Origin of the sequence: Pseudomonas cucumis, from assembly GCF_030687935.1 — a bacterium.
Taxonomy (GTDB): Bacteria; Pseudomonadota; Gammaproteobacteria; order Pseudomonadales; family Pseudomonadaceae; genus Aquipseudomonas; species Aquipseudomonas cucumis.
In genome coordinates, this window is the sequence record NZ_CP117454.1 from 4,743,446 (window position 1) to 4,756,262 (window position 12,817).

Genomic DNA, 12,817 nt, shown 5'->3' on the forward strand with positions numbered 1-12,817 from the left:
ACACTGAATCTTAGTCGCCCTTATCCGAGCTGTGCGGCCACCGACTCCGGAATGTCGGCGTTGGAATACACGTTTTGCACGTCGTCCAGGTCTTCGAGCATGTCGATCAGCTTCAGAACCTTCTCGGCGCCTTCCAGGTCCAGTTCGGCACTGGTGGTCGGCAGCATGACGATTTCCGCATCATCGCCCTTGAAGCCTGCGGCCTCCAAAGCGTTGCGCACGGAATAGAAGCCGGCGAACGAGGTAAACACATCGATGGAGCCGTCTTCGTGAGTCACCACGTCATCGGCATCGGCCTCCATGGCCGCTTCCATCAGCGCATCCTCATCCACGCCTGGCGCGAAGGAAATCTGTCCCTTGCGCTCGAACAGGTAGGCCACCGAACCGTCGGTGCCCAGGTTGCCGCCGCACTTGCTGAACGCATGGCGAACAGCCGCTGCGGTGCGGTTGCGGTTGTCGGTCATGCATTCAACCATCACTGCCACACCGCCCGGGCCGTAACCTTCGTAGGTCAGCTCGACCATGTCGTCGGTATCGGCAGCACCGGCACCGCGAGCGACCGCGCGATCGATGATGTCGCGGCTCATGTTCGCGCCCAGCGCTTTATCCAGCGCCAGACGCAGACGCGGGTTGGAGCCTGGATCACCGCCGCCCTGACGAGCAGCAACCGTCAGTTCACGAATCCACTTGGTGAAAATCTTGCCCTTCTTGGCATCCTGACGTTCTTTGCGGTGCTTGATGTTCGCCCACTTGGAATGACCCGCCATAACTCGCTCCGAATTATCTTTGAAACATTGCCCGCCACGCCATGATGCGCCAGCCAGCAAATAAAAATCTCGACCTTCTATATGGAAAGGGCGCATCCGAAGATGCGCCCTTCTGGTCAGCCTTACTCAGCTTTAGGCGTTTCGCGCAGACGAATGTGCAGTTCGCGCAATGCCTTGGCATCCACCAGACCCGGTGCCTGAGTCATGACGCAGGCAGCGCTCTGGGTTTTCGGGAAGGCGATCACTTCACGGATCGACTGGGCGCCGGTCATCAGCATCACCAGACGGTCCAGACCGAAGGCCAGGCCACCGTGCGGCGGCGCACCGTATTTCAGGGCGTCGAGCAGGAAGCCGAATTTCTCTTCCTGCTCCGCTTCGCTGATACCCAGCAGACGGAACACCGACTGTTGCATTTCCTTGCGGTGGATACGGATCGAACCGCCACCCAGCTCGGTGCCGTTCAGGACCATGTCGTAGGCACGGGACAGCGCGGTTGCCGGGTTGGCTTCCAGCTCTTCCGGCGTGCACTTCGGCGCGGTGAACGGGTGGTGCAACGCGGTGAAGCTGCCGTCGTCGTTCTCTTCGAACATCGGGAAGTCGACGACCCACATCGGGGCCCATTCGCAGGTCAGCAGGTTCAGATCGTGACCAACCTTGATCCGCAGCGCGCCCAGGGCTTCGCTGACGATCTTGGCTTTGTCGGCGCCGAAGAACACGATGTCGCCATCGACTGCACCGACGCGATCGAGGATCACGTTGAGGTTGGCCTCCGGGATGTTCTTGACGATTGGCGACTGCAGACCTTCGACGCCTTTGGCGCGCTCGTTGACCTTGATGTACGCCAGGCCCTTGGCACCGTAGATGCCGACGAACTTGGTGTAGTCGTCGATCTTGCTGCGCGGCATGCTTGCTGCGCCTGGAACGCGCAGAGCGGCAACGCGGCATTTCGGGTCGTTGGCAGGGCCGCTGAACACCTTGAAGTCGACTTCTTTCAGTTGATCGGCAACGTCAACCAGTTCCAGCGGGTTACGCAGGTCCGGCTTGTCGGAACCGTAGCGACGCATGGCCTCTTCAAAAGTCATGTGCGGGAAGTCGCCGAATTCCAGACCCAACACTTCCTTGAACAAGTTGCGGATCATTTGTTCGGTGATGCCCATGATCTCTTTTTCATCGAGGAAGCTGGTCTCGATGTCGATCTGGGTGAACTCCGGCTGACGGTCGGCGCGCAGATCTTCGTCGCGGAAGCACTTGGCGATCTGGTAGTAACGGTCGAAGCCGGCGACCATCAGCAGCTGCTTGAACAGCTGTGGCGATTGCGGCAAGGCGAAGAAGCTACCTGCATGAGTACGGCTCGGCACCAGGTAGTCGCGAGCGCCTTCTGGCGTGGCGCGAGTCAGAATCGGCGTCTCGACATCGAGGAAGCCGTTCTCGTCCAGGAAGCGACGGATGCTGGTGGTCATGCGCGAACGCAGACGCAGCTTCTCGAGCATTTCCGGGCGACGCAGGTCGAGGAAGCGATAACGCAGGCGGGTTTCTTCGCCGACGTCGGAGAACTCGTTGAGCGGGAACGGCGGGGTTTCCGCTTCGTTCAATACTTCCAGCTCGTAGCCCAGCACTTCGATCATGCCCGACGCCATGTTGGCGTTGGTGGCACCGGCCGGACGCAGGCGAACCTTGCCGGTGATCTTGACCACGTATTCACTGCGCACGCGATCGGCTGCGGCGAAGGATTCAGCGCGGTCCGGATCGAACACCACCTGGGCCAGACCGTCACGATCACGGATATCGAGGAAAATCACCCCACCGTGGTCACGACGACGGTGGACCCATCCGCAAAGGGTAATTTCCTGGCCTTCCAGGCTTTCGTTCAGTTGGCCGCAATAATGGCTGCGCATCATGGTAGTGGTTTCGCTTCTCGTAATTCGAAATTCGGTTGGAGGTCTTGCCGCCCCCGCACTTGAATAAAGGTGCCGGATGATGCAAGAGCTCGCGCGTGTCATTCAGACCGGGCGCCAGACCCTAGTCAGCTTTGTCGCCACCGGCCAGATTTTTCTTGGAACCGGTCTTGAAGTCGGTTTCGTACCAGCCGGTGCCGCTAAGGCGGAAGCCCGGCATGGACAGCATCTTTTTAAGCTCTGGCGCCTGGCAGGCAGGGCAGTCGACCAGCGGTGCTGCGCTGATCTTTTGAATGGCTTCCAACTGATGACCACAGGAAGCACATTGATAGTCGTACATCGGCATGGGGGTTGTCTCGGCGATCAGATTGCTACCGCGCATGCTGGGCTTTGCGGCAAAGGGCGGGATTATATCCATTAAATGCAGCCTGTGCAGCCGTAAGACTGCACAGACCGACACTCGACACGATCAACCGCCACCGCTAGGCCATGACGAGGCAACTTCCCTCCTTCAGGCTGTGCACGACGCAGACAACCCGCACCAGCCCGGTGAAGTTTTTCACCCCGCCATGGCGCAAATGCACTTCGCGATCCACATGGGACAACAGCGCACTGATCGAGCAGCAATTGACCTTGGCCATATCACTTAAAATATCCCAATAGACCTGCTCCAATCGCAAACAGGTCGCAAAGCCATTCAAACGCACGGACCGGGATAATGGCTGGGCCAGGCCCATATCGAATTCACTGACAAATGAATCAATCCTTACTTCCTTGAGTGGACCGACCCTCCCCTCGCTTCGCCTCTCTTGATAAACCATACCATTGACACTCCTTTGCCATCCTTGCTGCTTATAAGACTCATATTCCGTTTCCTTATAAAAGCGCAGGCGTACAGGGATATCTAGATGACTTTATGACCATCGACGTAGGATAAGCCAACAACAAAGGGGAGATCATGGAGCACGTCCTAGGCCTGACGATTTCCTACGAAGACTGACGCAACATCACTCAATGAAAGGCAAAAGATCAGAGGAACACAGCGCGCAAACAACACTCAGCAATCGTTATCTGCTCAGCGGCCAGAAGACAAGCACCGCCGGACTGCCTGATTTGAGTAGCGGCGGGCTTTGCTGTTAAATAGGCAGTGTGTCGCTACCACCTATTTTCCGGGGGCTGCGCATAGGCTGATACCGGGTACGTGTCCAACGCCTCTTATTGTTCTGAAGCGAACCGTGCTCCATCAGCTCTTCCTTGTGATCCGTCTTAACGTGAGTTAATCAAAATGTTGAAAATCGTCCACCTGCTAATGGGCGCAGCAGCCTTGCTGCTGTCCTTCATCCCTAGCCTGCGATCCGAAGCGGTACCTTACCTGCAACAACCCGATGCGCTGTACCTGGCCTTTTTCGGCCTGCTCAACCTCACCCTTGCACCTGTTATCCCTTACTGGAACAAAGGGCCGCGTCATCAACTGCAAAATCTGGTCAGCGCCCTGCTGGTTCTGGCTGTGGTATTGCAAACACTGACATTGTTCGCCCCGATGCCTGTCATCGCCGGTCAACCTGCCGTTCTGTTCAGTCTGGTCGTTGCCCTGATCGCCATTCTTTTGCACTTGGCCGTCAGCTTCTACAAATCTTCACCGGCCGCCGCCTCGCCAAGCTATGACATGAGCAACCGCGATACTGGCACCGTTAAATGGTTCAACACCTCCAAAGGCTTCGGCTTTATTTCCCGCGACTCCGGCGATGATATTTTTGTGCACTTCCGGGCAATTCGCGGTGAAGGCCACCGTGTTCTGGTCGAAGGCCAGCGCGTGGAGTTCTCTGTCATGAACCGTGACAAAGGCCTGCAAGCCGAAGATGTGATCGCCGCCCTGCCGCGTCGCTGACTCCAAAGCTAAAAAAAACCGCGAACAGCCCAGGCTGTTCGCGGTTTTTTTATGGCCTCTTTTTCACTATGTAGCTCAATAATGCGGCGGTGGCGCTTCCTCTTCGAAAGAGTCGAACTGGCCGACCATTTCCTCCTGCCGCTTGATCAGGGCCGCCATTTGCAGTTGCAGGCGCTCAACCACATGTTGCTGCGCCGCCAGCACATCATTCAACGTCTGGATGGTGTCATCCTGAAACGCCAACTGGCTTTCCAGATCGGTAACGCGTTCTTCCAGGCTCATGACTCAACCCTCCAGAAACGTGAAGTCATCGGTCAACACCAGACGCAGCCGTTCGCGAATCGTCGCGATCTGCTCTGGACTATAGGGTTTGGCCGGCTGCTTGCCCCAGACCGGAGCTGGCCAGGCGGCGTCCTCACGCTTGCGCACAATCACATGCATGTGCAACTGACTGACGACATTACCCAAGGCCGCGACGTTCAATTTGTCCGCATCGAACGAATCCTTGAGCATTTCCGCCAGCGCGGTCGTTTCCTGCCACAGCTGCTGTTGATCTGCGACATCTAACTGAAATATCTCACTGATATCCTCGCGGCGTGGCACGAGGATGAACCATGGGTAGTTCGAATCATTGGACAACAGCAACCGACAGAGCGGGAAATCGCCGATCGGCAACGTGTCTTGTTGAAGTCGTGGATCTAAAGCGAACACAGCGCGCACTCCCCTCTGGTCATCTTTTTTCAGCTTAGCGCCCATACCAAAAGACGGCTGCACCAAGCGACAGGACGGCAGCATACCTGCGAATGCCAAGCGCTTCACGACGAACTGCCGCCTGCTGCGCCCTCCGGGCGCCCCGACATGAGCCATTTTGATCCGGCATGCACCATGACAGAACCAGCCGCCACACAAAAAATGCCGAAATGACCGATAAACAACGGGCCGTTCGAACCCACGACAAAGCGACACTATGTGAATCCGGTACAGCAATTGAAATTTTTTGCACCAAAACCGCACAACGCGTCTACGCTCAGTGCGTCAGCATCCGCTAACTACTCACTGGCGGGGTGAACCGGTAACGTTTTTGGTTGTCGCCCCCACAGGTTCGATGTGGTAACCACGATGCGAAGCATGGCGTCAAGCTCAAGAAAAACGAGCTTGAACCCCCGGTTTTATGGGTTTTTTACAGCAGCAGGCAGGCCTTTGGAAAAAAACAGCAACAGAATTCCGATTTGTGCACGCTTGTTGCATTCACACCTATATCGTCTATAAGGCGTCCGCTGGAAGTGGAAGCCTTAAGGCCAATAAAAACAGTGGCAGGATTGCCCGATGGAGATTCAAGTGCAGGACCAGGGACTCTTTTTTACCGATGCTCAAGCTATGGAAAACAACGCTGAAGTTGTCAGTCCGATTGCGTCGGGATTGTGAATTTGCGACATCTACCCAGCCATTTGCGACAGGGTCGTAAAGAAGCTGAAAGGTTAGATGCGCAAGTATCGCCAACATGGTCGGCGTGATATAAGTTTGCGCCGACACAAAAAGAAAGAGCCGCCCGGATAATAAAACAGGCGGGACGGCAGTACTCTTCTAAAAACCAAAGGAGCAAATCACGATGCGCGTGATGAAGTGGAGCATGATCGCACTGGCTGTTTCGGCTAGTACCTCGCAGTTCGCAATGGCGTCTTCTCAAGAGGAATCCAAGGGCTTTTTTGAAGATCAGAGCCTGACTGTCAAAAGCCGCATTCTGTACATGAATCGCGACTTCAAGAACGGTGCCTCCAACAACCAGAGCACCGCTAATAAAGAACGTATCAAAGGCTACCGCGAAGAAACCGGCCTGGGCGTCCAGGCTGTTTATGAGTCGGGCTTTACCCAAGGTACTGTTGGTTTCGGTTTGGACGCCCTGGCCAATGGCATGGTCAAACTGGACAGCGGTCCGGGCCGTACCGGTAACGGTATGTTCGGCAAGGACAGCGACGGCACGCCAGAAGACACCCAATCCAACGCTGGCGGCGCGGTCAAATTCCGTCTGTCCGACACTGTTCTGAAACACGGTAACCAATACGTTGCCAGCCCTGTCTTCTCTACAGACGACAGCCGTTTGCTGCCAGAAGTCGCTACCGGTACTTTGATCACCAGTAAAGAAATCAAAGGTCTTGAATTGAGCGGTGGTCATTTCACCGCAATGCGGGCGCAGAACCAAATGGGCCACGACAGCCTTGGTCTGAAGTCCGCTGATATTGCCGGTGCAACCTACCAGTTCACCGACAATTTTGTAGCTGGCGTAGCTGCTTCCGATGTTGAAGACCACTTCAAGAAGCAATACATCAACGCCAACTACACCCTGCCAATCAATGACGACCAGTCCTTGAACTTCGACTTCAACGGCTATCGCTCCAAGAGCCAGGGTCAAGAGCTGAGCGGTGACGTTGACAACCGCATCTGGTCCCTCGCAGCGGCCTATAGCCTTGGTGCACATAAATTCACCCTGGCTCACCAGCGTTCTACCGGTGACACCGGTTATGTTTACGGCGTTGATGGCGGCGGCACAATCTTCCTCGCCAACTCCGTTCAATACTCCGACTTCAACGGTCAAGACGAACGCTCCTGGCAGGCTCGCTACGACCTGAACATGAAGAGCTACGGCGTTCCTGGCCTGAGCTTCATGACCCGCTACATCACCGGTGACAACATCTCCACCGATGATGGCGAAGCCAAAGAACACGAATGGGACTTCGAGACCAAATATGTTCTGCAAAGCGGTCCAGCCAAGGACCTGTCTTTCCGCGTACGTAACGCGGTCTATCGTGCAAACTCCGCGTACGATAGCGACAAAGTTGACACCCGCCTGATCATCGAATACCCGCTGAGCATCTTGTAATTCAGCGCTAGTTCGACAGCTACACAACACAGCAAAAAAAAAAACGCTCACCTGATTCAGGTGAGCGTTTTTTTGTGTCTGGTTTCATACAATCTTTGATGTTGTTAGTTAGATAGCAACCTAACAATACAAAACTGACCGAACCTTCAAGTCACAACTGAGACGTTATTGCGGCACAGTTTCCTGAACCATTCGAATAACCCGCTGCGGAAACGGAATATCGATGCCGGCAGTCTTCAAACGATCACGCGATTGCTCGTTAAACATGAACATCACATTCCAATAATCGGCAGTTTTCACCCACACGCGCAGGGAAACAGTGATCGAACTGTCACCCAACATGGAAATCACCGCTTCCGGTGCCGGATCAGTCAATACACGCGGGTCCTTGGCCAGGCCCAGCAATACTTCACGGGCCTTCTGCAAGTCCGCCTCGTAAGCCACGCCTACATCAAACACGACCTTACGGGTCGGTTGACGATTGGTGTTGGTGATGATGCCGTTCGACAGATTGCCGTTAGGCACGATGATGGTTTTGTTATCACCGGTACGCAGCACAGTGTGAAAGATCTGAATGCTGTCGACAGTACCGGCAACACCTTGGGCTTCGATCCAGTCACCGATGCGGAACGGGCGGAACAACAGAATCAGCACGCCGCCGGCGAAGTTCGCCAGGCTGCCCTGCAACGCCAGGCCGATTGCCAGGCCGGCAGCACCAATGGCCGCAACGAACGAGGTGGTTTCTACGCCGATCATCGACGCTACGCTGACGATCAGCAGAACCTTGAGGATGATGTTCGCCAGGCTGCTGATGAAACCTTGCAGCGCCAGGTCGGCATTACGCAACGCCAGCAGGCCGCCGAGTTTTTGCGTGACCTTGTTGATCAGCCACCAGCCGATGGCCAGGGTAATCACCGCCAGCAGCACGCGGCTGCCGTACTCCATGATCATCGGAACCCAGGCTTGGGATGCCTTGACCAGGTTGTCCACTTCAGCATTCAAATCCATCTTCTCTCTCCTGATTTCCGGCTACCCGGCACGCAAAAAATGAGCGGCAGAAAGACCGAACCCATGAGGGATTCAATCGTTTCTGCCGTTGCTTGGGCCTCGGACGTCGAAAACGCCGAGAGGTTCCCGCTTGAAAAGTCAGTCGCGGAAGTTATTGAACTGCAGCGGCATATCGAAGGATTTGGCGCGCAGAGCGGCAATTGCTTCTTGCAAGTCATCACGCTTCTTGCCGGTGATGCGCACTTGCTCGCCCTGAATAGAGGCCTGAACCTTGAGCTTGGCGTCTTTGACGTGAGCGACGATTTTCTTCGCCAGCTCCTTGTCGATGCCTTCCTTGAGGACCGCTTCCTGTTTCATCAGCTTGCCCGACGCGTAGGCATCCTTGACTTCAAGGCACTGCACATCGATCTTGCGCTTGACCAGGGACAGCTTGAGGATCTCGATCATCGCTTCGAGCTGGAAATCAGCTTCCGCGGTCAGGTTGACGGTCAGGTCTTTTTCCTTGAACTCGAAGCTGCCCTTGCCTTTCAGGTCATAACGACGATCGAGTTCCTTGACGGCGTTCTCGACCGCGTTGGTGACTTCGTGTTTGTCCAGTTCGGATACCACGTCGAACGACGGCATGTAATCTCTCCAATAAAAAGGCACGCTCGATAACGATGGAGCGCGCTTGGCTTGCGGTTAAAATCGGGCTCATTATAACGGGTCTTTTCCAACCGATACTGCGAGCCTCACATGCCAGCGTCAAACCGAGCAAAAAGCTGATGTCTATCCCTTGGCATATTCTGGGCGCTGGCAGCCTCGGCACCCTTTGGGCCACGCGTCTGGCGCGGGCGGATGTGCCGGTCAGGCTGATCGTGCGGGACGCGACACGCTTGCAGGCCTATCAAGCGGCGGGCGGTTTGACGCTGGTCGAACACGGCGAAGCGCAGCTGTATCCGGTGCCCGGCGAAACAGCCGACAGCGACGAGCCGATCCGCCGCCTGCTGGTGGCCTGCAAAGCCTACGACGCCGAAGAAGCCGTCGCCCGGCTCGCTCACCGGCTAACACCCGACGCCGAACTGATCCTGCTGCAGAACGGCCTCGGCAGTCAGGACGCGGTTGCCGCGCAGGTGCCTCAGGCGCGCTGCATCTTCGCCTCCAGCACCGAAGGGGCATTTCGCGATGGCGACTGGCGTGTGGTGTTCGCCGGTCATGGCTACACCTGGCTGGGGGATGCCGGCCACCCGGTGGCGCCGATCTGGCTGGAGGACTTGGGCGCCGCCGGTATTCCCCATGAGTGGAGCACGGACATTCTCACAAGGCTGTGGCGAAAACTGGCGCTCAATTGTGCGATCAACCCGCTGACCGTGCTGCACGAATGCCGCAACGGTGGTTTGCAGCAGCATCATTGCGAAGTCGCCACCCTTTGCGCCGAGCTCACCGAGCTGCTGGAACACTGCGGCCAGCCGGCAGCGGCGCAAAACCTCCAGAAGGAAGTCGAACGGGTGATCCAGGCCACTGCCGCCAATTTTTCCTCGATGTACCAGGACGTCGCGAATCAGCGCCGCACTGAAATCAGTTACCTGTTGGGCCATGCCTGCAAAGTCGCGTCGCGGCATCAGCTGAACCTGCCCCACCTCAATCAATTGCAGCAGCGCCTGATCGCTCATCTGCGCAGCCTTGGATTGCCCAGCGACTGAGCAGCGGCTACGCTGGCCACTTGTTCCTTTTCAGCGATAAACCTGATGCCATTGCGCCAGCGCCTTGAAAACCTTCCAGTCGGCCAGAAACTGCTGGCCGCCCTGCTGGTGCTGTTGACCACCGTTTTGCTGGTCGCCAACCTGACCTTTATCAGCGCCGCCTATTACATCTCCCAGGAAAGCATGGCCCCCCAGGCCTTGCAGACCATCGGCCGACTGGTGTCCAACCCCAGCCTGATCTCCGAAGCCCTGAAGTCGCCGCAAACCGCCGAGCGCCTGCTCAACGAACTCAGCAGCTACACACCGCTGCGGGCAGCAGCGCTCTATGACGGTAAGGGGGTGCGTCTGGCCCAATTGCAACACGGCGACAAGCTGGACCTCCCGGAGCATTACCGGCACCTCGAGGCTTGGCAAGCCACGGAGTTTCGCAGCAACCAAGTGATCACCCTGCCCCGCCCCGGCACTGCGCCTGGGCATTTGCTGCTGGTGGCCAGCAGCGAGTTGCCGATGGCGTTCTACACCGGGACCCTGACCGCCAGCTTGGGGATTCTGATTTTCAGTGTGCTGTTGTGGCTGGTGATCGCCCGGCAGATCAAACGGCTGATTACCCGGCCGATCCATCAGCTCGAAGAGTTGTCCCGGCAAGTCACCCGGGAAGAGAACTATGCCCTGCGCGCCTCCCGCGGCAACCACGACGAAATCGGTAGCCTCGCCGAAGCGTTCAACACCATGCTCTCGCGCATCGAAGCCCGTGAGCAGCAGCTCAAGCGCGCCCGCGACGATTCCCAAGCCGCTTACGATCAAGCCCAGGGGCTGGCCGAAGAAACCCGCCACACCAACCGCAAGCTGGAACTGGAAGTTCAGGTGCGCAGCAAGATCGAAAAGAAGCTCACCGGATTCCAGAATTACCTCAACAGCATCATCGACTCCATGCCGTCGGCCCTGATCGCCCTCGACGAGCAGCTCTACGTGACCCAATGGAATCAGGAAGCCAGCGCTTTGTCCGGCACGCGCCTGGACGAAGCCTTGAACCAACCGATCTTCCTTGCCTTCGAACCGCTCAAGCCATTCCTGCCGCAACTCAGGCAAACCGTCGAGCAGCACACGGTGGCGAAGATCGAACGTGTTACCTGGCTCAAGGACGACGAGCCCCGGCATTACGCCCTGACGTTTTATCCGTTGATGGGCGGTGCCGGGCGCGGCGTGGTGATCCGGATCGACGACATCACTCAGCGTCTGTCCCTGGAAGAAATGATGGTGCAGTCGGAGAAAATGCTCTCGGTCGGTGGCCTCGCCGCTGGCATGGCCCACGAGATCAATAATCCACTGGGCGCAATCTTGCACAACGTGCAGAACATTCGTCGGCGCCTGTCACCCGATCTGCCGAAAAACCTCGAACAAGCCGAACAACTCGGTATTGAGCTGGAAACGGTCAACCAGTACTTGAAAGCTCGCGAAGTGCCGAAGCTGCTCGATGGCATTCAACAGGCCGGCGCCCGAGCGGCCAAAATCGTGACCCACATGCTCAGCTTCAGCCGCCGCAGTACCCGACAGATGGCTCCCTGCGATTTGCCGGCGTTGATCGATCAAGCGGTGGAAATCGCCGGCAACGACTTCGACCTGGCCATCGGCTTCGACTTCAAGGGTCAGGCGATCATTCGGCAGTTCGATCCGGCACTGGGCCCGGTGCCCGGCACCGCCAACGAACTGGAACAGGTGCTGCTCAACTTGCTGAAAAACGCCGCGCAAGCCATTCATCAGCGTACCGACGACCGCGAACCGGGGCGGATCATTCTGCGTACAAAACTGAATCCGCCCTGGGCGGAAATTCAGGTCGAGGACAACGGCATCGGCATGAGCGAGAACGTGCGCAAACGCACGTTCGAGCCGTTCTTCACCACCAAGGAAATCGGTCAGGGCACCGGTCTTGGACTGTCGGTCTCGTACTTCATCATCACCAACAACCACAAAGGCCAGATGGAAGTGCAATCGACGCCGGGCCAAGGTACCTGTTTCACCTTGCGCCTGCCGTTGTCGGGTACTCCGGTGGTTTCTCAAGAACTCAATCAGCTGTCGAGGTAACCATGGGCTTTCGCTTGTCGAAGATTTACACCCGCACTGGCGACAAAGGCGAAACCGGGCTCGGCGATGGCCGCCGCGTGCCCAAGGACCATCCGCGCATCGAGGCCATTGGCGAAGTCGATACGCTGAACAGCCAGGTGGGCGTGCTGTTGGCGGGGTTGGCGGCGCAAAGTGATACGTATCCGGGGTTGAACGAAGTGATCGAGGTGTTGGCGCCCTGCCAGCATCGGTTGTTCGACTTGGGTGGCGAACTGGCGATGCCGGTTTATCAGGCACTGAACACGGAAGAAATCGAACGGCTGGAAGCGGCGATTGATGTGTGGAATGAAGAGTTGGGGCCGCTGGAAAACTTCATTCTGCCCGGCGGCTCGGCACTGATTGCCCAGGCCCACGTATGCCGTTGCCTGGCACGCAGTGCCGAGCGACGCTGTCAGCAGTTGAATGCGATTGAGCCGCTGGCCGGGGTTGGGCTGGCGTATATCAATCGGTTATCGGATTTGTTGTTTGTGGCGGCACGGTTGATTGCCAAGCGTCAGGGGATTGCCGAGATTTTGTGGCAGCCTGCGGCCAAGCCCGAGGTTTAGTCGGCGCGTCCGAAGACGCCATCGCGGGCAAGC

The 12,817-nt window shown here is 57.1% G+C and carries 13 protein-coding genes; 5 read left to right on the forward strand and 8 right to left on the reverse strand.

Going from position 1 to position 12,817, the window contains the following annotated elements; translation table 11 throughout:
• Positions 1–20 precede the first annotated feature (20 nt).
• The 4 genes from PSH97_RS21520 to PSH97_RS21535 form a co-directional block, all read right to left on the reverse strand.
• Positions 21–767: a YebC/PmpR family DNA-binding transcriptional regulator gene (locus tag PSH97_RS21520; protein ID WP_008072427.1), complete on the reverse strand. Its 747-nt coding sequence runs from the start codon at positions 765–767 to the stop codon at positions 21–23.
• Between the two features lie 122 nt (positions 768–889).
• Positions 890–2,665, reverse strand: coding sequence for an aspartate--tRNA ligase (gene aspS, locus PSH97_RS21525; RefSeq protein WP_305446614.1), 1,776 nt, complete (start codon positions 2,663–2,665; stop codon positions 890–892).
• 121 nt (positions 2,666–2,786) lie between these two features.
• A complete protein-coding gene (locus tag PSH97_RS21530) occupies positions 2,787–3,008 on the reverse strand; it encodes an FmdB family zinc ribbon protein (RefSeq protein ID WP_010457489.1) in 222 nt (73 codons plus the stop codon).
• A gap of 136 nt (positions 3,009–3,144) precedes the next feature.
• Complete coding sequence (locus PSH97_RS21535; protein WP_305446615.1) at positions 3,145–3,483, reverse strand: ribbon-helix-helix domain-containing protein; 339 nt, start codon at positions 3,481–3,483, stop codon at positions 3,145–3,147.
• A 464-nt stretch (positions 3,484–3,947) separates the two neighbouring features.
• On the opposite strand from PSH97_RS21535, the gene PSH97_RS21540 reads away from it, so the two are divergent.
• Positions 3,948–4,550, forward strand: coding sequence for a cold-shock protein (locus PSH97_RS21540; RefSeq protein WP_301271480.1), 603 nt, complete (start codon positions 3,948–3,950; stop codon positions 4,548–4,550).
• 75 nt (positions 4,551–4,625) lie between these two features.
• Here PSH97_RS21540 and PSH97_RS21545 read toward each other — a convergent pair whose 3' ends face one another.
• Both PSH97_RS21545 and PSH97_RS21550 read right to left on the reverse strand, forming a co-directional pair.
• Positions 4,626–4,832, reverse strand: coding sequence for a SlyX family protein (locus tag PSH97_RS21545; protein ID WP_052964287.1), 207 nt, complete (start codon positions 4,830–4,832; stop codon positions 4,626–4,628).
• A gap of 3 nt (positions 4,833–4,835) precedes the next feature.
• Positions 4,836–5,261, reverse strand: coding sequence for an HIT family protein (locus tag PSH97_RS21550; RefSeq protein ID WP_032830486.1), 426 nt, complete (start codon positions 5,259–5,261; stop codon positions 4,836–4,838).
• An 898-nt stretch (positions 5,262–6,159) separates the two neighbouring features.
• On the opposite strand from PSH97_RS21550, the gene PSH97_RS21555 reads away from it, so the two are divergent.
• Complete coding sequence (locus tag PSH97_RS21555; protein WP_305446616.1) at positions 6,160–7,428, forward strand: OprD family porin; 1,269 nt, start codon at positions 6,160–6,162, stop codon at positions 7,426–7,428.
• Positions 7,429–7,593: 165 nt separating this feature from the next.
• Here PSH97_RS21555 and PSH97_RS21560 read toward each other — a convergent pair whose 3' ends face one another.
• Together PSH97_RS21560 and PSH97_RS21565 are read right to left on the reverse strand one after the other, a co-directional pair.
• Positions 7,594–8,436: a mechanosensitive ion channel family protein gene (locus PSH97_RS21560; RefSeq protein ID WP_305446617.1), complete on the reverse strand. Its 843-nt coding sequence runs from the start codon at positions 8,434–8,436 to the stop codon at positions 7,594–7,596.
• 138 nt (positions 8,437–8,574) lie between these two features.
• A complete protein-coding gene (locus tag PSH97_RS21565; protein ID WP_305446618.1) occupies positions 8,575–9,060 on the reverse strand; it encodes a YajQ family cyclic di-GMP-binding protein in 486 nt (161 codons plus the stop codon).
• Between the two features lie 140 nt (positions 9,061–9,200).
• Between PSH97_RS21565 and PSH97_RS21570 the strand changes: the two genes are divergently transcribed.
• From PSH97_RS21570 to PSH97_RS21580, 3 genes are read left to right on the forward strand one after another with little or no spacing between them, the layout of a single operon-like run.
• On the forward strand, positions 9,201–10,118 hold the full coding sequence (locus PSH97_RS21570; RefSeq protein ID WP_305446619.1) for a putative 2-dehydropantoate 2-reductase: 918 nt from the start codon (positions 9,201–9,203) through the stop codon (positions 10,116–10,118).
• Positions 10,119–10,163: 45 nt separating this feature from the next.
• Positions 10,164–12,200: a sensor histidine kinase gene (locus tag PSH97_RS21575; RefSeq protein ID WP_305446620.1), complete on the forward strand. Its 2,037-nt coding sequence runs from the start codon at positions 10,164–10,166 to the stop codon at positions 12,198–12,200.
• 2 nt (positions 12,201–12,202) lie between these two features.
• On the forward strand, positions 12,203–12,784 hold the full coding sequence (locus tag PSH97_RS21580; RefSeq protein WP_305446621.1) for a cob(I)yrinic acid a,c-diamide adenosyltransferase: 582 nt from the start codon (positions 12,203–12,205) through the stop codon (positions 12,782–12,784).
• Positions 12,785–12,817 lie beyond the last annotated feature (33 nt).